The sequence below is a fragment of the Rhizobium sp. Rhizsp82 genome (assembly GCF_047325115.1).
Lineage (GTDB): Bacteria > Pseudomonadota > Alphaproteobacteria > Rhizobiales > Rhizobiaceae > Rhizobium.
In genome coordinates, this window is record NZ_CP168570.1 from 3,154,678 (window position 1) to 3,175,520 (window position 20,843).

The following is a 20,843-nucleotide window of genomic DNA, read 5'->3' on the forward strand; positions in this document are numbered from 1 at the left end:
ATTCTCCATTCGGGATTCTGTTGCCGACACTACTGTTATTCATGCCGGTAGCAAGGCCGAAGATCATGAGATTATTCCGTTTTCAGCCGAGGTGAAAAATCTTGCCCGGGTTGAAGATGTTGTCCGGATCGAGCGAGCGCTTGACCTGGCGCATCAGATCGACGGTGCCGCCGAGCTCCTCTTGAAGAAACGACATCTTGCCTTGTCCGATCCCGTGTTCCCCGGTGCATGTTCCATCCATTGCCAGCGCACGTGCATTGAGCCGCGAGACGAAATTCTCGACGCCGGCAACACCTTCCGCGGTCTTGTCGTCGAACAACACCAGGACATGGAAGTTCCCGTCGCCCGCATGCCCGACGATCATCGCCAGCAAGCCGTGCGCCTCGATATCCGCCTGCGTCTCCGTGATGCAATCCGCCAGCCGGGAGATAGGAACACAAACATCCGTCGAAAGTGCGGCAAGCTCGGGCGCCAGCGCCCGCGAGGCCCAATAGGCGTTGTGGCGGGCCTTCCAGAGCTTGGCGCGCTCCTCGGCATTGACGGTCCAGACAAACTCCCCGCCTCCGCATTCTGCGGCGATTTCGGCAAACTGTTGCGATTGCAGCGCGACCGTCTCGTCCGTGCCGTGGAATTCGAGGAAGAGCGTCGGCGTCTCCTGGTAGCTGAGGTTCGAATAGGCGTTGCAGCACTTGATCTGTAGCGCGTCGAGAAGCTCGATGCGGGCGACCGGGATGCCCATCTGGATGGTCATGATGACGGCATCGCAGGCCGCCTTGATGGTCGGGAACGGGCACACACCGCCGCCGATCTTCTGCGGGATCCCCTGCAACCTCAGCGTCACCGACGTGAGGATGCCGAGCGTGCCCTCCGAGCCGACGAAGAGCCGCGTCATGTCGTATCCGGCCGAGGATTTGCGAGCGCGCCGCGCGGTGCGGATCTCCTCGCCATTGGCGGTCACCGCGGTAACGGACAACACGTTGTCCTTCATCGTGCCGTAGCGCACCGCATTGGTGCCCGAAGCGCGCGTCGAGGCCATGCCGCCGATCGAGGCGTTGGCGCCGGGATCGATCGGGAAGAACAGGCCGGTATCGCGGAGGTAAACGTTGAGCTCCTCGCGGGTGATGCCAGGCTCGACAGTGCAGTCGAGATCCTCGGCATTGACTTCGAGAACGCGGTTCATCCGGCTGAAATCGATGGAAATGCCGCCGGAGGGCGCATTGACCTGGCCTTCGAGCGACGAGCCCGTGCCGAAGCCGATGACGGGAACCTTGTGCTCGGCGCAAACCCTGACCGCGGCTTTGACGTCATCCGCCGTCTCGGCAAACAGCACGCCGTCGGGCAGCTGCGCCGGAATATAGGTGGTCGTATGGGCGTGCTGCGCGCGGAAGGATTCGCCGGTCTGGAACCGCTCGCCGAAACTCTGCTTCAGGATGCCCAGAACGGCAGAAATCCCTGCCTCATTGCGCAATCCAGCCTTCGCATCCTTGAGAGCCATCCCGTTGATCTCCAATACGTTCTACCATCGACAGGCAGGCTGGTATGGGACAAGTGGAATGACATGTCCAGTCAAGATTGCGCGCAATCGGGGTGAGCTGCGGGCAGCCTTTCGGATAAGGCCGCCCGCCGCGCGATCGTCAGACCAGAGGCGGGTTCAGCCGGGCAAAACCCTCCTGGCGGCGATAGGGGAAATAGGGATAGGGCGCGGTCACGGCGCTCACCGCATCCAGCCGCTTGATCTGCTCCGTCGTCAGCGACCAGCCCACCGCGCCGAGGTTCTGGCGCAGCTGTTCTTCGTTGCGGGCGCCAATGATGACGCTCGAGACTGTGGGGCGGCTGGTGAGCCAGTTGATGGCGATCTGCGGCACTGTCCTACCGGTCTCTTCGGCGATTTCCATCAGCACATCGACGATCGCATAGAGCTTCTCGTCGTCGACAGGCGGCCCGAACTCCGCCGTCTGGTGCAGGCGGCTACCCTCGGGCAGCGGCTGGCCGCGGCGGATCTTGCCGGTCAGTCTGCCCCAGGCAAGCGGGCTCCAGACCAGAGCACCGACACCCTGATCGGCGCCGAGCGGCATCAGCTCCCACTCGTAGTCGCGGCCGGCGAGTGAATAGTAGACCTGATGGGCGACATAGCGCGGATGTCCGTTCGCATCGGCCGCGGCAAGCGACTTCATCAGCTCCCACCCGGCGAAGTTCGAGACACCGGTATAGCGCAGCTTGCCCGCTGCAATCAGTCCGTCAAGCGTCGACAGAACCTCCTCGACCGGCGTCGAGGCATCGAAGGCGTGCAGCTGCAGGAGATCGATGTAATCCGTGCCGAGACGGCGCAGCGCCGCGTCGACCGAACGGATCAGCCGCGAGCGCGAGGCGCCCCAATCGGCCGGACCGTCGCCGACGGGAAGAGCCGTCTTGGTCGAGATCAGCACCTGATCGCGCTTGCCGCGGATCGCCTGACCCAGCACCTCCTCGGAGGCACCCGCCGAATAGACGTCCGCCGTGTCGAACAGATTGACGCCGGCCTCCAGGCAGATGTCGACGAGACGGCGGGCTTCCGCGGCATCCGTATTGCCCCAGGCGCCGAACAGCGGGCCGGAGCCGCCGAAGGTGCCGGCGCCGAAGCTCAGAACGGGCACACGCAGGCCTGACCGGCCGAGATTTCGATAGTCCATAGTCTTTCTCCTGTTGTCTCCAGAAGATAGACACTCAAATTACGCTGATATAGATTGCCTCGAAGAAACTCATTTGTGATTTGAATTCATCATGAGCAGGCAGGACATCAATCGCTCCGGCGAAATGGAAGTCTTCGTCCGCGCCGTCGAGCTCGGCGGCTTTTCGGCGGCCGCGACGGCCTGCAAGATGACGCCTTCGGCGGTGAGCAAGCTGATTACCCGCCTTGAGGCAAGGCTCGGCACCCGCCTCGTCAACCGCTCCACCCGCAAGCTGCAGCTGACACCGGAAGGGTCGGCTTTCTACCAGCGCAGCGTCTCGATCCTCGCCGATATTTCAGAGGCCGAGCGCTATGCATCGTCAGGCGAACAGGCGACCGGGCCGATCCGTATCAATACCAGCGGCTCCTTCGGCAATCACATCCTGGCGCCGCTCGTGCCGCAGTTCCTGGCCGAACATCCCGGCATCACCCTCGACATTACCCTGACCGACAAGATCGTCGATCTCATGGAAGAGCGGGCCGATGTGGCGATCCGCGCCGGTCCGCTGAAGAGCTCCAGCCTGATCGCCCGCAAGCTCGGCGGCGCCCGCAAGCTCATCGTCGGCGCTCCCAGCTATCTCGCGACGCATGGCGTGCCGAAATCCATCGCCGATCTCGAAAACCACTGCCGCATCGGCTTTTCCTATTCCCGCGCCATCCAGGGCTGGCCGCTTCAGGATGGCGCCGAAGCGGTCAACGTGCCGGTCACACCGGGGGTGCAGGTCAGCGACGGTGAGGCCATGCGCCATCTGGCGGTTGCCGGCGCTGGGCTGGCCCGGCTCGCCGACTTCACCTTACGGGAAGATATTACGGCTGGGAGACTTGCCGTCGTCATGGAAGACTTCAATCCCGGCGATATCGAGGACTTTTACGCCGTCTATCTCGGCCAGGGCGGCCCGCTTCCGGCCCGCGTGCGCGCCCTCCTCGATTTCCTGGCTACTCACGCCAAGCTATGAGAACTGCCGGTTAGCTCGAAAAGGCGAATTGGCAGAGGCCGCAAAGCCATGTTGTCTTCCTCCCCGGCAACGGAGGGACATAGAGATGCAGGCCAAGACCTATCCGAAATTGAAGGGCATGACCGTCCTGTCATCGACAGGCGCGGTTCTCGCGATGCTGACATCGCCGGCAAGCGCCGAGATCAAGACGGTGACGACCAAGCCCACGGCAGCCACGATGACGCCGGGTGAGCCGGTCCTTTACGACGACAAGACCTGCCCTGCCGGGATGATCGCGAAGTTCACCAAGGCGAAACGAAACAACAATATCAGCAAAAAATGCGTTCATAAGTGACCGGATCGGATCCAGCGCCGCAAGACCCTGGCGGCGCGCAGTGCCACATTTCGCAGTTGACCCTGCGGCAGGCTGACAAATATATCCGCACTGCGCCTCCGGCATCCCCGCCGGTCCAGAAGTCACGCCGATAATCATCCTTCGACCGCTCTGGCGGTGCCTGCCGATCGGCAAAGAAGATATCGTTGATGCCGTTCAAAGCCCTTGCCAGCTTCCTACCTTCGAAGGCGAGTATGCCCCGATGGGCAATCCTGCTTGCTCTCTCCGTCATCCTGGTTCTCGGCCTGGAAATGCTCGGCCTGCCGGCATCGCTGCTGATCGGGCCGATGGTCGCGGCGATCGTCGTGGCGCTGACGGCATCGAAGACGCAGCTGCGCGTGCCCCGCTGGCCGCTGCTCTTCGGGCAGGCGCTGGTCGGCTTCCTGATGGCACGCGCCATCACCGTCGACATCGTCAAGACCATGGCCGATGATGCCCTACTCTTCCTGTCGCTGATCTTCGCGATCATCGCGGCTGCCGGCCTGCTTGGTTACGTGCTGACCAAACTGCAGGTGCTGCCGGGCACCACTGCCGTCTGGGGTTCCTCCCCCGGCGCCGCCGCGGCGATGACCATCATGTCCGAGAGCTACGGCGCCGATGCCCGCCTCGTCGCCTTCATGCAATACCTGCGCGTCGTCTTCGTCGCCGTCGCCGCCTCTGTCGTCTCAACCCTCTGGACCAGCGCCGAGGGCGCAGAACCGCCGCCGCTGATCTTCTTTCCGCCGGTCGACTGGCCGGCCTTTACCGCAACGATCGCGCTGACCGGCCTCTGCGCCTATGGCGCCGCGCGCTTGCGCATCCAGGGCGGCACGATCATCCTGCCGCTGATCATCGGCTCGACGCTGCAGGGACTGGGTCTTTTGACGATCGAGCTGCCGCTCTGGCTGCTTGCCATCAGTTATGCCCTGATCGGCTGGAGCATCGGCCTGCGCTTCACGCCGGGTATAATGGCGCACGCCGCCCGCGCCCTGCCCCGCGTCGCGGCCTCGATCCTGACGCTAATGTCGATCTGCGGCCTGATGGCCTTTGCGCTCCACAAGCTTGCCGGCGTCGATCCGCTGACGGCCTATCTGGCAACCAGCCCCGGCGGCGCCGATTCGGTCGCTATCATCGCCGCATCGAGCGATGTCGACATGCCCTTCGTCATGGCGATGCAGGTCGGGCGCTTCCTGGTCATCCTGCTGACCGGCCCGATGCTCGCCCGTTTCATCGCCAGGAAGAGCGGCCTGGCGATGAGCCGCGTCTGAGCGCCGCCCACTGCCCGGGCGTCATGCCGTAGGCTTTCTTGAAATGCCGGTTGAAATGGCTCTGGTCGGCAAAGCCGGTCGCAAAGGCGATCTCGGGCAGCTTCTCGCCTTCGATGATCAGCGCCCTTGCCTGCTGCAGCCGCCGCATCAGCAGATAGCGGTGCGGACTGGTGGCAAAGGCCGCGCGGAAATGCCGTGACAGCGTGAAACGGTCGAGACCGGTCACAACTTCCAGCTCTTCCGAATGAACGGCGCGCGTCGCATGCGCCTCGAGATAGTCACGCGCCTTGCGCGCCTGCCGCCAGGCAAGCTTGCCGATCGGTTTCACCGGTGCACTCGCCCGCCTTGCCAGACCGCCCGCCACCTCCGTGAGGAAATCGTCGACGAACAGACCGTCGAGCTCGCCATCGAGATCGCTGAGCGCCCCAAGCAGCACATTGGCAAGCGCCGCATCGCCGAACACGGGCTCGCCGACGAAGGGCAACCCCATCTTCTCCGCATCCAGACATTCGGCGACCAGCGCCGGCTCGATATAGAGCATCCGGTATTGCAGCCCGTCCTCGGTGCCCGCCCCGCCGTCATGCTCCTCGTCGGGATGCAGCACGATCACCTGGCCGGGCATGCTGAAACGCTTCTCACCGCGATAGCTGAAAGTCTGTACGCCCTTTAGCGTCACGCCGATTGCATAGGTGTCGTGGCGGTGCGGCTCGAAGGCATTGCCGGAGAATTGCGCCTCGATGCGCTCGATGCCCGGAAAGGCAGGCGCAGTCAGGATGCCGTCCGCGCCCGATGGCGCGCACAAACGTTCAAGACCCTGGAAGAGGGTTGAATTTACATCCTGGCTCAATGCCACCTCGCACTCACGAAGAGACCTGGAATGTTTGATACCAAAATTGCGATCGTCCTGCGAAACAATCTTGCCTCCTGGCAGACGCTGAATGTCACAGCCTTCCTGATGAGCGGCATCGCCGGGCAGAATCCCGATATCATCGGCGAGGCCTACAAGGACAAGGCGGGCAATCTCTACAACGCCCTCTCGATCCAGCCGATCATCGTCCTTTCGGCCGACGACGCGACCATCGCCGCCGTTCACCGCCGCTCGCTGGAGCGCGGCATCGCTACGTCGATTTTCATCGAGGAAATGTTTGCGACCGGCCACGATGCCGCCAACCGCGAGGTCTTCGCGCAATTTGCCCCAGACGATGCCAAGGTCGTCGGCATCGCCATGCGCGCCGACAAGAAGATCGTCGACAAGATCACCAAGGGCGCCAGGATGCATGCCTGAACGAAAACGGCCGGGCATTGGCCCGGCCGCTTCTTATGCAAATGGAAGATGGATCAGCCCTGGGTAACCGGAGCGATCTGAATTTCGACGCGGCGGTTCTGCGAGCGCCCTGCTTCCGTTGCGTTGGAGGCAATCGGCTGCGACGGGCCGAAGCCGACGGCCGAGACGCGGCGCTGGTCGATACCCTGGCCGCCGAGATAATCGGCAACCGACAGGGCGCGGCGCTGCGAGAGATCCTGGTTATGCTGCAGGCTGCCTGTCGAGTCCGTATGGCCGTTGACGTCGATGAGCGTGCGGTTGAACTTGCGCAGCACGATCGCGACGGAATTCAGCGTCTGATAGAAGCCCGGCTTCACCGCATCCTGGTCGACGTCGAAGGTAATGTTCGACGGCATGTTGAGGATGATGTTGTCGCCGTTGCGGGTAACGGAAATGCCGGTGCCTTCGAGCTGCTGGCGAAGCTCGGCTTCCTGCTGGTCCATGTAGTTGCCGATCGCGCCGCCGGCGAGCGCGCCGATACCGGCGCCGATCAGGGCAGCGTTGCGCGCACCATGGCCGCGTCCGCCGAGAGCAGCACCCGCCAGAGCGCCGCCAACGGCGCCAAGCATCGCACCGCCTGCCGTGTTCGACATCTTCTGCTCGCCTGTATAGGGATCGGTCGTCGTGCAGGCGCTCAGATAGGTGGCGGCAAGCGCCAGGACTATGAATTTCTTGATCATTGGCAGAAGGCTCTCCGTTCGAAGCTGACCCGAGCAAATATTAAGGAATGCGGCAACAAGATGAAACGTGCACATCCGATACCGTAAAATCCGGCAAATGCACACGGCGTGCGGCAGACTGTGCCCGGATATCACCAGCTTTGCGGCGATCCGCAAACGCGAAAACGCCCGGGAGAGCCCGGGCGATTCGTTTTGGAGAACAGCGATCAGATATTCTGGAAGAGCTGCGTGATGGTGTTGTAGCTCGCATTGGCGATCTGCAGTGACTGGATGCCGAGCTGCCGCTGCGTCTGCAGCGCCGCCAGCCGGCCGCTCTCCTCCTCCATGTCGGCATCGACCAGGCGGCCGATACCGGATGTATAGGAATCCGTCAGCGATTTGGCGAAGTCGTTCTGCAGGTCGATGCGCTTTTCCAGTGCACCGAAGGACGAACCGACGGTGGTCATCTGCTTCAGGGCCGCATCGGTGACGCTGATCATGTCCTTGAGATCGTCGGCTGACGTATTGGCATCGAGACCGATCTCGACCTGGCCGGTCGTATCGCCTTCCTTGCTGAAGATCATCACATAGTTCTGCGCAGCGCCGAGTTCGGTCGCGTAGTGATCAGTCGTCAACGCACCATATTCGCCGGTGCCGCCGGCGCGGTCATCGACCATGTAGCGCGCGTCGGCAGAGGTCGTGACACCGGTCGAGGGAACGTCGATATGATAGGTGAGTGTCGAGACCTTGACCGAACCGTCGTCGCCGCGAATGAAGGCCGCCGGGATCTCCTTCGGCTTCGTCGGATCGTCCTCGTCGGTCAGCTGCACCCAGTTGTCGCCGTTGAAGCTCGCGGCTTCGGACACCGAACGCAGCTGCGACTTGAGCTGGGTAATCTCGTCATTGATCTTGGTCTTGTCGACGCCCTCTTCGGTTGCCGCCACCAGCTTGGATTTGATGGTGGAGACGATCTCGATGGCGCTGGAAACGGCCGTATAGGCAACGCCCATCGTCGCCGCCGCGATGCCGAGTGCATCCTGGATCGCGCCGTTCGCCTTGTTATCGGTGCGAACGGTGGTGGCGATCGCCCAATAGGCACCGTTATCCTGCGCCTTGGCGACACGAAGACCGGTGGAGACATGATTTTGCGTTGTGGTCAAACTACGGTTGGTGTCGCGCAAAATATGCAGCGCCGCATCAACCGATGTGCGTTGAAAGATACTCACAGAACTCGAACTCCGAACACAACTATACGCAACTAACTAACATGACCGGGTCCGCGAAACGTCATGTTCGGGCGCTGGGATCAGCGGAAGAAAAGCACCTCCAAAAACGCTGGAGGCATTGATCGGTCACGGCGCGATCATTGCCGTTTATACTTAAAAAACGGCTAACTTTCAGAAGTGATTCACGCTGTTTTACAATTCTTCGTTGACCATAAAAAACGCCGCCGGAAATCCGGCGGCGTCTCGTGAAAATATAGCGAAAACGCTTATTCGGCAGCCTGCAGCTGCTCCGCATCCGGCACCGCTTTTGGCCGCGTCGCATGCGACATTTCCTCGTGCAGCCGGGCCTCTTCATGGGCATGCGGCTTGGCGAAGCGGGCAATCAGCAGGTAGGCGACGGGCGTGATGAACAGCGTCACCAACGTCGCAAACCCGAGACCGCCGACAATCACCCAACCGAGCGCCACGCGGGCTTCGGCGCCGGCGCCATGGGCAAAGACCAGCGGAACGCCCCCAAGAATGGTCGCGATCATCGTCATCATCACCGGGCGCAGGCGAAGCTCGCAGGCCCGCTCGATGGCTTCGCGCACCTCGACGCCGTGGTCACGCAGCTGGTTTGCGAACTCGACGATCAGAATGCCGTTCTTCGCCATGACGCCGACAAGCAGCACGAGACCGATCTGGCTGTAGATGTTGAGGCTCGACCCGGTGATGATCAGCGCAAACACCGCGCAGGCAAGGCCGAGCGGCACCGTCGACATGATGATCAGCGACGACAGCACGCTTTCGAACTGTGCCGCCAGCACCAGGAAGATGATGACGATGGCGAAGCCGAAGGTCAGCGCCATGCCGCTGGAATTCTCTTCCAGCGTCGCAGCTTCGGCGAGCGGCAGCAGCCGGGCGCCTGAGGGCAGCAGCGGCTCTGCAAGCTGTGTCACCTGATGCACCGCATCGCCGAGCGACATGCCGTCCTTGAGACCGGCGGTGATTGCCACTGAGGCCAGCTGTGATTCACGGTTCAGCTGCGGCGCAACCGATCCTTCCTTCAGCGAAGCGATGACCGACATCGGCACGATCTTGCCGTCCCCCGTTTTCAGGAAGACGTTTTCGAGATCGGTCGGATCGTCGATCGGCCGGGTCGTCGAGGTCAGCAGCACGGGATAGGATTCACCGTCGACGAAGACATCGACCACCGAGCGCCCTTCCAGCAGCGACTGAATCGCCGTCGAAAGACCGGTGATATCGATGCCGAGATCGGAAGCCCGTTCGCGGTCGATCGACACCGAAACCTGCGCCTGCGTCGGCTCATTGGTCAGACGCGGCGTGTCGAACTGGCCGGTGGCGTCAAGCGCCTGGACCAGCTTCAGCGCCGCGGCCGTCAGATCTTCGTAATTGTTGCCGATCAGCGCCATCTGCAGGCCGTTGCCGGCCCCGCGGATGCGCAGGCTGTTCGAGGAGATCGCGTTGCCGCGCAGCGCCGGAACACGCGAGGCCGCCCGGTTGATATCCTGGACGATCTCCGCCTGGGTCCGCTCACGCTCGCCCCACGGCGCCAGCGTCAGCACCATGAAGCCGCTATTTGCCTGGCCACCCTGTCCCGAGATCGAGAAGACGTTCTGGATGTCGCCGCTATTGACCAGCGGCTGCAGATACTCTTCGACGAGCTGCATCTTGTCGCGCGTATATTCAAGGCTGGAGCCCTGCGGCGAGGTCAGGCGCATCATCACCATGGCGCGGTCTTCGTTCGGCGTCAGTTCGCTCTTGACCGTCGAGAAGGCGAGCAGTGCAGCGCCCCCGAACAGCAGCGAAACGATGATGACGACGAGCGGTGCATTGAGGCAGCGCTGCAGCCCCCACTTATAGGCGGTGGCAAACAGGTTGCCGAAGCGACCGAGCGCCCCGTGATCCTCACGCATCGGCTTTGTCAGCATGCGCGATGCGAGCATCGGACAAAGCGTCAAAGCCACGAGCGAGGATAGCCCCACCGAGAAGGCCAGCACGAAGCCGAATTCACGGAACAGACCGCCGACCTGACCGGGCAGGAAAGAGAGCGGGATGAACACGGCAGCGAGCGTCGCCGTCGTTGCGATGACGGCGAAGAACACTTCGCGGGTGCCGAGCACCGCGGCCGCACGCGGCCCCATGCCCTCGGCCCTTCGCCGCACGATGTTTTCGAGCACGACGATCGCGTCGTCGACGACAAGGCCGGTCGCCAGCACGATGGCGAGCAGCGTCAGGATATTGATCGAGAAGCCGACCATGTAGATCGCCGCCAGCGTGCCGATCAGCGCCACCGGCATGCTAACCGCCGGGATCAGCGTCGCCCGCCAGTCCCGCAGGAAGAGATAGATGACGGCGGTGACGATCACGGCGGCGAGGATAAGTGCCAGCTCGACCTCATGGATCGCACCTTGGATGAACACCGCATCGTCGCTGGTGATCGCGATTTTGGTGCCCTCGGGCAGCGTCTTCGACAGCTGCTCGACGGCGGCATGGACGCCCGCCGAGATATTCAGCGTGTTCGACTGCGCCTGGCGGATGATGCCGAGACCGATGCCAGGATTGCCATTGGAGCGCAGCGCCGTTTCTCCATCCCGCGGGCCGAGCGTCACGGTCGCGACGTCACCGAGGCGAACACGGTCCTGCAGGATGACATTCTGGAAATCCTCGGGCTTCTGCAGGTTGGCGGTGGCGCGCACCACGATATCCTGCGTCGTGCTCTTCAGTGATCCCGCGGGCACATCGAGCGCCGCATTGCTGAGCGCCTGCGTCAGGTCGCCGATCGTCAGCCCGCGGCTTGCCAGCGCGCTCTGATCGACATCGACGCGGAAGACCTTTTCCTGATCGCCATATTCCTCGACATCGGCAACGCCATCGACGGATGCCAGGCGGTCGACGATCTCGTTTTCGACGAGCAGCGTCAGGTCGTCCATATTGAGATTGCTGGAGGTGACAGCCAGACGCATGATCGCCTGCGAATCCGAGTCCGCCTTGACGATCTGTGGTGCGTCGGCGTCGTCAGGCAGGTTCTGCGTGATCCGGCCGATCGCATCGCGCACGTCGTTTGCGGCAACAGCAAGATCGACGGAATCGGAGAATTCCAGCGTCACGCGGCTCTGGCCGAACTGCGATTGCGAGGAGATGGACTTCAGGCCGCTGACGCGGGCAACCGCGCCTTCGATCACCTTTGTCAGCTCCTGGTCGATCGTCTGCGGCGACGCACCGTCGAAGGTGGTGCGCACGGTGACGACAGGGCGATCAACGTCAGGCAGTTCGCGCACCTCGATGCCGACATAGGCGGCAAGGCCGGCAACCACCATCAATGTGTTGAAGACCAGCGCCAGAATGGGCCGACGCACGAAGAGAGCGGTGAAACTCTGCTTGCCGGAGGCGCGGTCGTGGATCTCGGTCACGCTCATTGGGTCGCCACTCCGTTATTGGAAGCAACCTCATTGGCCGTCCGCACTGCCCCGCCTTCGCGGATACGCTGCAGGCCCTGGGTGATGATCGCGTCGCCATCCTTGATATCGGCCTTGACGAGAACGTAATCCGGATTGCGCTGCACGATGCTGACGCGCACCTTGTGCGACTTGTTGTCGAGCGCCTGCCAGACGAACGAACCCTGCGAATCCCACTGCACCGCCAACGGATTGACCGCCGGATATTTGTCACCCGGGAATTTCATGCCGACATTGAAGGACATGCCGGCGCGCAGCTCGTCCGACGCGTTATCGATACGGGCGCGGATGCGCAGCGTACGGCTGGCGGAATCGATGCGGTTGTCGACCGCTTCCACCTCACCCGAAAACACCTGGCCAGGGCGCGCAACTGACGTCGCCTCGACCGGCTGGCCGACGGAAACCGTATTGGCAAATCGCTCCGGCACCCAGAAATCGACGAGGATCTCGCTGCGGTCGTCGAGCGTGACGATCGGCGTCGTGGTCGTGACATTGTCGCCAATATTGACCGGAACGATGCCGACGATACCGTCGATCGGTGCGGTGATATCGCGGCGCGTCAGATTGAGATCGGCGGCCTGCAGCTGCAGGCGTGCGCCCTGCTCCGCGATCTCGGCATCGAACACATCCATGCGCGACACGCTGGATTTGATGTTGTGATAGAGGTTGGACTTCTCGAGTGCCGCCTTCAGCGCCACCTCGGCCTGCCCCTTGGCAATCACCTGCTCTTCGCTGTCGAGCTTGGCGATCACCTGACCGGCCGTCACCTTGTCGCCCGACTTGATGAGGATCTCGCGGATCGTTCCGGTCGCCTGCGGCGTGACCGCAACCGAGCGGATGGCATCACCGGTGCCGATGGCGCTCAGCCGGTCGTTGACGACACCCTGGACGACATCCTGCGTGACGACGAGAACCGCGCCATTGCCGCCGCGTCCGCCGCCATTGCGGCGATTGCCGCCCTCTGCAGCAGGAGCCGTCGCATCAGCCGTCTTCGCAGACGGCGCAATCCTGGAAACGAGGCTCTCGGGAACCCCGGCATTTTTCAAACTATCCGCCGCACCGGGCGCAAAAAATATCCATCCGGCGAAACCGGCAACAATAACAACTATAGAAAGAACAAACTGCTTCCAAAAAGCCATTCACGTCTCCAGAGGGACTCGAGGTTGGACCAGGGTCGGTCGAAAGAGGCGTACTGGGGCAAAGATTCCCGCCTGACTGCGGCAATATCACCCCTTTACAAACCGGCTTCAAGCGTATCCATCCGTCATTACAGAATTGTAATCTGGACGAGGTCGGGAAAGTGGCGATGCAAGTCACTTTTGCTTGAGAAGCGCAGCTTTTTGAAGAATTTTACGGCCCGCTTCTTTAGCGATGCCAGAAAAGCGCAGTAGAAGACGCAGATTTCTCTCAATCCCCCGTATCCGGAGGACCGATGCGCCCCGCCCTTCCCTTCCTCCTGAGCTTCACCGGCGGCTATGTCGATACCGCCGGTTTCCTGGGGCTCGGCGGCCTCTTCACCGCCCATGTCACCGGCAATTTCGTGACGCTCGGCGCGGCCCTCGCGTCGGGCACCTCGGGCATCATCGCCAAGCTTCTGGCACTGCCTGTCTTCTGCCTCACCATTTTCCTGCTGCGTTACGTCATGCGCCGCAGCGTGAGCAACAGTGACCATAGCCTGCGCATCATGCTGATCCTCAAGCTGCTGTTCCTGACGGCAGGTGCGGTACTGGCGATCCGCCTCCGCCCCTTCACCAATCCCGACGGCCTGCCGCTAGTCGCGACGGGCATGCTCCTGGTCACCGCCATGGCGATCCAGAACGCCGTCCACCGCATCCACCTCTCATCCGCTCCGCCGACCACACTAATGACCGGTACGACGACGCAGATCATGATCGACCTTGCCGATGTCGCCCAGGGCGCGACGGGCGATCCCGAAAAGCCGGTGAAAACCCGTCTCTCGAAGATGGCGCTCGCCGTTGCCGCCTTCGCACTCGGCTGCGGGCTGGCCGCACTCTCTTATATCGTCGCAGGCGTCTGGTGTTTCGCGCTTCCGCCGCTGCTGGCGCTGGCCTCGGTGGCGCTCGCCTTCCGCCCGGCGAAAACCCCATAAAAGCCCGGGGTACGGAACCAGAACATCTTTTCTGGTCTTTCGGTACCGAATCACTACATTACGCGGCATGAGCAATAGTTTCGACGACATCCCCTTCTTCGACGAAGAGCCGCAGGCGCCGCGCAAACCAGCTGCTGGCGCCCCGGCAGCGGGCGGCCTGGCGGCCCGTGCCATGGCAGCGCGCGATGGCGGAAGACGCCCGGATTATCTCTCCGGCCTCAATCCGGAACAGACCGATGCCGTCGAAACGCTGGAAGGCCCCGTCCTCGTTCTCGCAGGCGCCGGCACCGGCAAGACCCGCGTGCTGACGACGCGCATCGCCCATATCCTGAATACCAACCGCGCTTTCCCCTCGCAGATCCTTGCCGTCACCTTCACCAACAAGGCGGCCCGCGAGATGAAGGAACGTATCGCCGTTCTCGTCGGCGGCGCGGTCGAAGGCATGCCCTGGCTCGGCACCTTCCACTCGATCGGCGTCAAGCTGCTGCGCCGCCATGCCGAGCTCGTCGGCCTGCGCTCGGATTTCACCATTCTCGATACCGACGACGTCGTGCGTCTCATCAAGCAGCTGATCCAGGCCGAAGGGCTCGACGACAAGCGCTGGCCGGCCAAGCAGTTCGCCGGGATGATCGACACCTGGAAGAACAAGGGCCTCGGCCCCGCCGACATCCCGGAAGGCGATGCCCGCGCATTCGCCAATGGCCGGGGCCGCGAACTCTATTTCGCCTATCAGAACCGGCTGTCGACGCTGAACGCCTGCGATTTCGGCGACCTGCTGATGCATCCGATCGCGATCTTCCGCAAGAACCCGGATCTGCTGAAGGAATATCACGGCCGCTTCCGCTATATCCTCGTCGACGAGTATCAGGACACCAACACCGCCCAATATATGTGGCTGAGGCTTCTCGCCCAGCGGCCCAAGGGCGAGCCGCAGAATGTCTGCTGCGTCGGCGACGACGACCAGTCGATTTATGGCTGGCGCGGCGCCGAAGTCGACAACATCCTTCGCTTCGAAAAGGACTTTCCGGGCGCAAAGGTCATCAAGCTGGAGCGCAACTACCGCTCGACCGCTCATATTCTCGGCGCCGCAGCCCACCTGATTACCCATAACGAAGGCCGCCTCGGCAAGACGCTGTTCACCGACCGCTCCGATCCTGACGACGTCAAGGTGCAGGTGCATGCCTCCTGGGATTCCGAAGAGGAAGCCCGCGCCATCGGCGAAGAGATCGAGCAGCTCCAGCGCGACAAGCATAAGCTGAACGACATGGCGATCCTGGTGCGCGCCTCGTTCCAGATGCGCGAGTTCGAAGACCGCTTCGTGACACTCGGCCTCAACTACCGCGTCATCGGCGGTCCGCGCTTTTACGAGCGCCTCGAAATCCGCGATGCCATGGCCTATTTCCGCCTCGTCGCCCAACCCGCCGACGACCTCGCCTTCGAGCGCATCATCAACACCCCGAAGCGTGGCCTCGGCGACACCACTGTGCGCGCGCTCCACGACTATGCCCGCGCCCGCGACATCCCGATGCTGGCGGCCGCCGCCGACATAATCGAAACGGACGAATTGAAACCGAAGGCGCGCAAAGCGCTCTTCGACGTCATCCAGTCCTTCCGCCGCTGGCAGGGACTGCTGGAGAATACCCCGCATACAGAACTTGCCGAGACCATCCTCGAAGAGTCGGGCTACACCGACATGTGGAAGAACGACAAGACGGCTGAAGCGCCCGGCCGCCTCGACAACCTCAAGGAACTCATCCGCTCGATGGACAGCTTCGAGTCGCTACGCGGCTTCCTGGAGCACGTCTCGCTGGTCATGGATGCCGAACAGAACGAAGACCTGGATGCAGTCTCGATCATGACGCTGCATTCGGCCAAGGGTCTCGAATTCGACACCGTCTTCCTGCCCGGCTGGGAGGAAGGCCTCTTCCCGCATCAGCGCTCGCTCGATGAAAGCGGCCGCGCCGGCCTCGAGGAAGAACGCCGCCTCGCCTATGTCGGCATCACCCGCGCCAAGCGCCGCTGCCACATCTGGTTCGTCTCCAACCGCCGCATCCACGGCCTCTGGCAATCGACCATCCCGTCGCGCTTCCTCGACGAACTGCCGGAAACGCATGTTGAAGTCGCCGAGACCGAGCAGAGCTACGGCGGCTACGGACGCGGTGGCTACGGCCAGTCCCGCTTCGACAAGGCCGATCCCTTCCAGAATTCCTATTCGACGCCCGGCTGGAAGCGCGCCCAGCAGAACAAGACCGACGCCACCCGCGACAACTGGGGCACACGCTCCGGTCACGCTGTCGAACGCATCGGCTATGGCGAAAGCGGCCCGCGCGGCCGCACCATCGAAGGCGAGCTCGTCGCCAAGTCCACCTCCGCCGAACCCTCGAAATTCAAGACCGGAGACCGCGTCTTCCACATGAAGTTCGGCAACGGCAACATCGTCGGCATCGAAGGCAACAAGCTGACGATCGATTTCGACCGGGCCGGGCAGAAGCGGGTGCTGGACGGGTTTGTGGAGCGGGTGTAAACCGGTTTGGTTTCCTATCTCATGCGCCAAGAATAAAATTAATGAACGATCCGCGGGCAGTGGCAAACTATATAGTTGAGCTTGCGCATGAAGATGCGCGGCCTGTTACCAATATCGTTCTGCAGAAGCTTGTATATTTCTCGCACGCCTTCTTTTTGCTGGAGAACGGAAGGCCTCTTGTGACCGGCTATTTCGAGGCTTGGACTTATGGGCCGGTCCATCCCGCCGTCTACAAAGCCTTCCGAGAATTTGGCGCAAAGCCAATAACATCGGCGGCAGTCAAGCATGACCTGATTACAGGTGTAACGACACCCATACCGACCATAGACAACAACGAAGCCCGACGGTCTATTAGATCGGTGATGGCGAACTACGCGAGGCTGTCCGCGGGTCAACTTGTGGAACTATCTCACGCCATAAACGGCCCATGGCACTTTACTGTGGAAAACGCGAAAAATAACGCGAATATCGGATTGCGAATCACCGACGATGTTACAAGAGAGAGATTCAAGTTTTTGAAATTGGCCATTGGAAAACGCTCCGAAAAGGGAGAGCCCGATGAAGATACGCCGTTTAGCTGAAACTGATCTAGCTCGTATTGCCGTTTTATCTGAAGACGAAAAATGGGAGGTTTTGCGCAAGCATAGATTTGCTCGCCCACCTCACACATACAATCCTGTTCGTTCAGCTCAACCGGATATCCTCAATAGACAGTCGCCGCTATTTCCAAGTCAAGTTCGGACGCCTTGGGACGCAATCGTCGAAACTCTGCGGAAATCTGCGAAACACGATGATGAGTTTCGACATAATCTTAGTGTTGCTAAGGCACTATACGAATTCGCGGAGAGCGAAGAGCTGTTTTCCCGACAGCGTTCGATGTCGAATTGGGCTATCGGCTTTGGTCAATCGATCCGCTTTTGGCCTGATTACATATCAGTCGTCGGCGGCAAGCCAGAAATATGTTTTCATGATTATCGCCTGACAAAGAGACTGAACAACGACGGGCTTCGGTTTGCATTCTCTGTTATGCACGAGCGAACACGTGCCTTAGATCCCGATTTGGCCGAGGTATCGTTAGCCATTTATCAGTTCAAGAAGCTCAATGATGGAAGCCGAATTGTCCAACGGCGAACCGACGAAAATGTCGAACTATTCACCTTTGACGAACTCAACGAGATGATTACTGCGACCTATAGAGTATGGGAGGCAGTACTGCTTGAAAGAGCGGAAGAAAACCGTCGATCGGCTAGCGGTGGCACAAATCCAATGGGTTTTTAGTTGTGGCACCATAGCCAGAACACGGCCAATCTTCGTTTCAAAGCTACGAAACCGGCAGCCTAGAGTAGGAGCGCGCAAGTTCATCTGCGCCGCGCTCACCCCAGCATCTGCATCGACCCCAGCCCCAGAATATCGTTGAGCAGCGCAATCCCCATCCCCAGCGCCACGATCACCAGCCCGATCAGAAACAGCCGCCGCGAGCGGTCGTAGTTGGCGGCGATCAGCGAGTCGCGGGCCAAGAGATCGGCAAAGACCTTGACCTGGATGGCGATGCCGACGGTGAGGAAGGCCATGGGGAGGATGTCGATGCGGCTCCAGTCGTTGGGGTTGGAGACCCAGCGGCTGATGAAATTCAGGGAAAAGCCGAGGATGATCCCGGCCGCCGTCAGCGAGCCGTTCCGGAATGTCGAGTCGATCTTCTCTTCTGGACCGGGCTCTGCCACCGCTTTCCCTCCCGATGACGGTCACCCCAAGAAAGGCAGAAATGGCGCGCTTCTGCAAGGGCTTACGCAGGGCATAGGGCAAGGCTTCATGGCGCGATGGACCTTATGTGAGCCGATGTCACCCATTCGTGACTTCGTCTGCCGCCCCTCCTCCCGCATACTGCCCGCGGGCTGGATAAGGAGGAAGCAGATGAAACGCTACTCGCTGTCGATGATCGGCCTTTCGCTCCTGGTTGCCATCATCGGCAATCCGGGCATCGCCATGGCCTGCAACAAGATCATCGGATCTTGAGCCCTCGACGCAAGGGAACAGAAGGCGCGGGCCGGGGTTCGCGCCTTTTTGCTGCGTGCCGATCAGACTCATATCCAGCCACTGATTCCCTCGCCGGACGACCGCGCCGCAACTGCCCGACAATATGCCGCAGCAGCACAAATCGACAAAGCAGCACCTTTGCATCCGCTGGATGCCGGAAGCCCTGCCAGCGCACAACCGCCGGGCGCCGCAAGCGCGCCGATTCCGCTCGCAAGCCGCAAAATTCATTAGTGATTTCAAGGAAATAAATAAGGTAAACGAAAGGTTAAACTGCGTCGCAGCCATCCGTCAATCGCAGTTCTCCCCTGTCAAAACCTCGCTTTGACCGCGTTTGCAAATCGGCTTAGCCCGGCTCCTGTCCGGCCATGAAGACCGGGCTTCACGAAGAACTCGCACAGGAGCTTCAAGTGACCAGTGTTTCCTCCTTGGGCAGCGCCCTCACCCAGTATCAGTCCCCCATTTCCAGCCTCGACAAAAACGGCGACGGCATCATTTCCGCCGACGAGCTTGCAGCGGCAAACATTTCCACCGGCGCCACGACGCCCGCCACCAGTACTGCGAAGGCGTCCTCCACCAGCACCGACGACGACAGCGGTTCCACCACCGACGTCGTGCAGCGCATCACCGCCGATATCCTCAACATGATGCTGCAGATGCAGCAGCAATCCGATAGCGGCACCAGCAGCGATGACAGCAGTGACGGCACCGACGCCGCAAGCGGCCCGCAGGGCGTTCTTGCTTCGCTCGATGCCAATGGCGACGGTCAGCTGACGACCAGCGAAATCCTCTCCGGCGATACGCAGGCCCTCGCAGGCAATGCGTCGGGCGATGACGACGATCAGTTCCTGACCAATATCCTCAGCGATATCCAGAAGTCGCAGCAGGCCTACCAGAATACCTACGGTTCCTCCCCTGCTGCCGATACGGCAGACACGCAGGGCGAGATCCAGGCCATCTGACCCGAGCCGGGCTCCGCCGGGGGAGCCTTGCCGGGGAAGATGGACGTTGATTGATGAGTGGCAGCCGCGTCACCGGACTGCCGCAGTCTAAAGACGCAGAGAACGGCAAAATGCACACGCCACGCGCGTGATGTCAGGCAGATGAGGCGAACGTGCTTAAAGTACCGCACCGCCAATCGAAATACCCGAAAAATAGGGCTTGCATGCAAAGCCTGAGACCCCCACTAATCGCTTGAGATGATCGCGATCCCGATTGCGCAAGACACGCTTCGAGGGAGTCCTTTTTGATGAGAGCGCTTCTGCTCGTCGATATCCAGAACGGCTTTTGTCCCGGTGGCAATCTTCCCGTTCCCGATGGCGACAAGGTCGTCCCGGTGGCGAATCGTCTGATCGACAGTGGAAAATATCAGCTGATCGTCGCCTCGCAGGATTGGCATCCGCCCGGCCATGGCAGCTTCGCCTCCTCGCATTCTGGAAAACAACCCTTCGAAATGGGTGAGCTCTCCGGCAAGCCGCAAATGCTGTGGCCGGATCATTGCGTCCAGCACACAGTCGATTCCGAGCTGCATCCGGAGCTGAAGGCCGACGAGATCGACCTTATCCAGCAGAAGGGTGAAAACCCGCATGTCGACAGCTACTCGGCGTTCCGCGACAACGACCGCGATGCCTCGACGGGCCTGTCGGATTTCCTGGAGGATCAGGGCGTCACCGAACTCGACGTCTGCGGCCTCGCTACCGATTATTGCGTGAAGTTCTCGGCGATCGACGCGCTCGACATGATCCCGGGCGTCAAGGTCCGCTTCATCGAGGATGCCAGCCGCGGCATTACGGCCGAGGGTGTGGACGCCGCAATCGAGGAAATGCGCGCCCGCGGCATCGAGATCATCGGCAGCGAGCAGGTGCTCGAGGCCTGAGCCTCAGTCCGTCGCCGCCCGCTCCAATCCGTAGATATCGTCGGCCAGATCCTCCGCGCGCTTAGCAAACGCCGCATGCGCATCCTGCAGCCCCTTCTTGTAATAGGCGGCGCCGATCTCCTTGGCGAAGAACTCCATGACCAGCTCCGCCTTGATGATGCCGATGGACTGATCGAGCTCGCTGTCGAAGAAATGCTGGATGCGCGCGCTCAGCTGCGCCTTCTCATCCTTCGAGAATTCCACCGCTTTCATCGCTCTTCCTTTCCTCGTGAACGCCACCACCGTTCAGCGAAATCGATCGGTCAATCAAGGAAATTCGATTGCGGCGGAAGCCTTTGCGCCATAGAGGAGG

Annotated in this window: 19 protein-coding genes; 10 read left to right on the forward strand and 9 right to left on the reverse strand. The window is 61.4% G+C overall.

The genetic code is table 11. The features are described from left to right. Positions 1-82: 82 nt before the first annotated feature. Positions 83-1,495 (reverse strand): FAD-binding oxidoreductase, encoded by a 1,413-nt coding sequence (locus ACEN84_RS20710; RefSeq protein WP_413709754.1) that lies wholly within the window; start codon positions 1,493-1,495, stop codon positions 83-85. A 139-nt stretch (positions 1,496-1,634) separates the two neighbouring features. Continuing rightward, entirely contained in the window at positions 1,635-2,669 is a 1,035-nt protein-coding gene (locus ACEN84_RS20715) for an aldo/keto reductase (RefSeq protein ID WP_413709755.1), read from the reverse strand. Positions 2,670-2,760: 91 nt separating this feature from the next. Between ACEN84_RS20715 and ACEN84_RS20720 the strand changes: the two genes are divergently transcribed. From ACEN84_RS20720 to ACEN84_RS20730, 3 genes are all read left to right on the forward strand, one after another. Then, positions 2,761-3,663, forward strand: coding sequence for a LysR family transcriptional regulator (locus tag ACEN84_RS20720; RefSeq protein WP_413709756.1), 903 nt, complete (start codon positions 2,761-2,763; stop codon positions 3,661-3,663). An 85-nt stretch (positions 3,664-3,748) separates the two neighbouring features. After that, complete coding sequence (locus ACEN84_RS20725) at positions 3,749-3,997, forward strand: DUF6719 family protein (protein WP_413709757.1); 249 nt, start codon at positions 3,749-3,751, stop codon at positions 3,995-3,997. A gap of 188 nt (positions 3,998-4,185) precedes the next feature. Further along, complete coding sequence (locus ACEN84_RS20730; RefSeq protein WP_413709758.1) at positions 4,186-5,283, forward strand: AbrB family transcriptional regulator; 1,098 nt, start codon at positions 4,186-4,188, stop codon at positions 5,281-5,283. On the opposite strand, the gene ACEN84_RS20735 is transcribed toward ACEN84_RS20730, so the two are convergent. Next, on the reverse strand, positions 5,243-6,130 hold the full coding sequence (locus ACEN84_RS20735; protein ID WP_413709759.1) for an AraC family transcriptional regulator: 888 nt from the start codon (positions 6,128-6,130) through the stop codon (positions 5,243-5,245). The genes ACEN84_RS20730 and ACEN84_RS20735 overlap by 41 nt on opposite strands. A gap of 30 nt (positions 6,131-6,160) precedes the next feature. Between ACEN84_RS20735 and ACEN84_RS20740 the strand changes: the two genes are divergently transcribed. Further along, positions 6,161-6,568 (forward strand): DUF2000 family protein, encoded by a 408-nt coding sequence (locus ACEN84_RS20740; RefSeq protein ID WP_413709760.1) that lies wholly within the window; start codon positions 6,161-6,163, stop codon positions 6,566-6,568. Positions 6,569-6,621: 53 nt separating this feature from the next. Here ACEN84_RS20740 and ACEN84_RS20745 read toward each other — a convergent pair whose 3' ends face one another. From ACEN84_RS20745 to ACEN84_RS20760, 4 genes are all read right to left on the reverse strand, one after another. Then, the gene (locus ACEN84_RS20745; protein ID WP_112715407.1) at positions 6,622-7,287 is read right to left on the reverse strand and encodes an OmpA family protein; all 666 of its coding nucleotides are present in this window, start codon (positions 7,285-7,287) and stop codon (positions 6,622-6,624) included. Between the two features lie 206 nt (positions 7,288-7,493). Further along, positions 7,494-8,492, reverse strand: coding sequence for a flagellin (locus ACEN84_RS20750; RefSeq protein ID WP_130278017.1), 999 nt, complete (start codon positions 8,490-8,492; stop codon positions 7,494-7,496). A gap of 266 nt (positions 8,493-8,758) precedes the next feature. After that, positions 8,759-11,911, reverse strand: a complete 3,153-nt coding sequence (locus tag ACEN84_RS20755) for an efflux RND transporter permease subunit (RefSeq protein ID WP_413709761.1) — start codon at positions 11,909-11,911, stop codon at positions 8,759-8,761. Next, on the reverse strand, positions 11,908-13,089 hold the full coding sequence (locus tag ACEN84_RS20760; protein WP_413709762.1) for an efflux RND transporter periplasmic adaptor subunit: 1,182 nt from the start codon (positions 13,087-13,089) through the stop codon (positions 11,908-11,910). Before ACEN84_RS20760 ends, ACEN84_RS20755 begins: the two co-directional genes overlap by 4 nt. Before the next feature lie 293 nt (positions 13,090-13,382). Between ACEN84_RS20760 and ACEN84_RS20765 the strand changes: the two genes are divergently transcribed. From ACEN84_RS20765 to socB, 4 genes are all read left to right on the forward strand, one after another. Beyond that, the gene (locus ACEN84_RS20765) at positions 13,383-14,060 is read left to right on the forward strand and encodes a YoaK family protein (RefSeq protein ID WP_413709763.1); all 678 of its coding nucleotides are present in this window, start codon (positions 13,383-13,385) and stop codon (positions 14,058-14,060) included. A 67-nt stretch (positions 14,061-14,127) separates the two neighbouring features. After that, positions 14,128-16,584: an ATP-dependent helicase gene (locus ACEN84_RS20770; protein WP_413709764.1), complete on the forward strand. Its 2,457-nt coding sequence runs from the start codon at positions 14,128-14,130 to the stop codon at positions 16,582-16,584. 41 nt (positions 16,585-16,625) lie between these two features. Beyond that, on the forward strand, positions 16,626-17,165 hold the full coding sequence (socA, locus tag ACEN84_RS20775) for a type VI toxin-antitoxin system SocA family antitoxin (RefSeq protein ID WP_413709765.1): 540 nt from the start codon (positions 16,626-16,628) through the stop codon (positions 17,163-17,165). Next, positions 17,143-17,862, forward strand: coding sequence for a type VI toxin-antitoxin system SocB family DNA replication inhibitor toxin (gene socB, locus ACEN84_RS20780; RefSeq protein WP_413709766.1), 720 nt, complete (start codon positions 17,143-17,145; stop codon positions 17,860-17,862). Before socA ends, socB begins: the two co-directional genes overlap by 23 nt. A gap of 95 nt (positions 17,863-17,957) precedes the next feature. Here socB and ACEN84_RS20785 read toward each other — a convergent pair whose 3' ends face one another. Beyond that, positions 17,958-18,305, reverse strand: coding sequence for a hypothetical protein (locus ACEN84_RS20785; protein WP_130278011.1), 348 nt, complete (start codon positions 18,303-18,305; stop codon positions 17,958-17,960). Between the two features lie 720 nt (positions 18,306-19,025). Between ACEN84_RS20785 and ACEN84_RS20790 the strand changes: the two genes are divergently transcribed. Next, positions 19,026-19,577, forward strand: coding sequence for a hypothetical protein (locus tag ACEN84_RS20790; RefSeq protein WP_413709767.1), 552 nt, complete (start codon positions 19,026-19,028; stop codon positions 19,575-19,577). A gap of 287 nt (positions 19,578-19,864) precedes the next feature. Next, positions 19,865-20,491 carry a bifunctional nicotinamidase/pyrazinamidase gene (gene pncA, locus ACEN84_RS20795; protein ID WP_112715426.1) on the forward strand — a complete coding sequence of 209 codons (627 nt, stop codon included), beginning with the start codon at positions 19,865-19,867 and terminating at the stop codon, positions 20,489-20,491. Between the two features lie 3 nt (positions 20,492-20,494). On the opposite strand, the gene ACEN84_RS20800 is transcribed toward pncA, so the two are convergent. After that, on the reverse strand, positions 20,495-20,743 hold the full coding sequence (locus tag ACEN84_RS20800) for a DUF2164 domain-containing protein (RefSeq protein WP_130278008.1): 249 nt from the start codon (positions 20,741-20,743) through the stop codon (positions 20,495-20,497). Between the last annotated feature and the right edge of the window lie 100 nt (positions 20,744-20,843).

Excerpts from the sequence above, each read along its gene's own strand:
- ACEN84_RS20710 (WP_413709754.1), bottom strand. The coding sequence starts at position 1,495 with ATGGCTCTCAAGGATGCGAAGGCTGGATTGCGCAATGAGGCAGGGATT.
- ACEN84_RS20715 (WP_413709755.1), bottom strand. The coding sequence starts at position 2,669 with ATGGACTATCGAAATCTCGGCCGGTCAGGCCTGCGTGTGCCCGTTCTG.
- ACEN84_RS20720 (WP_413709756.1), top strand. The coding sequence starts at position 2,761 with ATGAGCAGGCAGGACATCAATCGCTCCGGCGAAATGGAAGTCTTCGTC.
- ACEN84_RS20725 (WP_413709757.1), top strand. The coding sequence starts at position 3,749 with ATGCAGGCCAAGACCTATCCGAAATTGAAGGGCATGACCGTCCTGTCA.
- ACEN84_RS20730 (WP_413709758.1), top strand. The coding sequence starts at position 4,186 with ATGCCGTTCAAAGCCCTTGCCAGCTTCCTACCTTCGAAGGCGAGTATG.
- ACEN84_RS20740 (WP_413709760.1), top strand. The coding sequence starts at position 6,161 with ATGTTTGATACCAAAATTGCGATCGTCCTGCGAAACAATCTTGCCTCC.
- ACEN84_RS20745 (WP_112715407.1), bottom strand. The coding sequence starts at position 7,287 with ATGATCAAGAAATTCATAGTCCTGGCGCTTGCCGCCACCTATCTGAGC.
- ACEN84_RS20755 (WP_413709761.1), bottom strand. The coding sequence starts at position 11,911 with ATGAGCGTGACCGAGATCCACGACCGCGCCTCCGGCAAGCAGAGTTTC.
- ACEN84_RS20760 (WP_413709762.1), bottom strand. The coding sequence starts at position 13,089 with ATGGCTTTTTGGAAGCAGTTTGTTCTTTCTATAGTTGTTATTGTTGCC.
- ACEN84_RS20765 (WP_413709763.1), top strand. The coding sequence starts at position 13,383 with ATGCGCCCCGCCCTTCCCTTCCTCCTGAGCTTCACCGGCGGCTATGTC.
- ACEN84_RS20770 (WP_413709764.1), top strand. The coding sequence starts at position 14,128 with ATGAGCAATAGTTTCGACGACATCCCCTTCTTCGACGAAGAGCCGCAG.
- socA (WP_413709765.1), top strand. The coding sequence starts at position 16,626 with ATGAACGATCCGCGGGCAGTGGCAAACTATATAGTTGAGCTTGCGCAT.
- socB (WP_413709766.1), top strand. The coding sequence starts at position 17,143 with ATGAAGATACGCCGTTTAGCTGAAACTGATCTAGCTCGTATTGCCGTT.
- pncA (WP_112715426.1), top strand. The coding sequence starts at position 19,865 with ATGAGAGCGCTTCTGCTCGTCGATATCCAGAACGGCTTTTGTCCCGGT.
- ACEN84_RS20800 (WP_130278008.1), bottom strand. The coding sequence starts at position 20,743 with ATGAAAGCGGTGGAATTCTCGAAGGATGAGAAGGCGCAGCTGAGCGCG.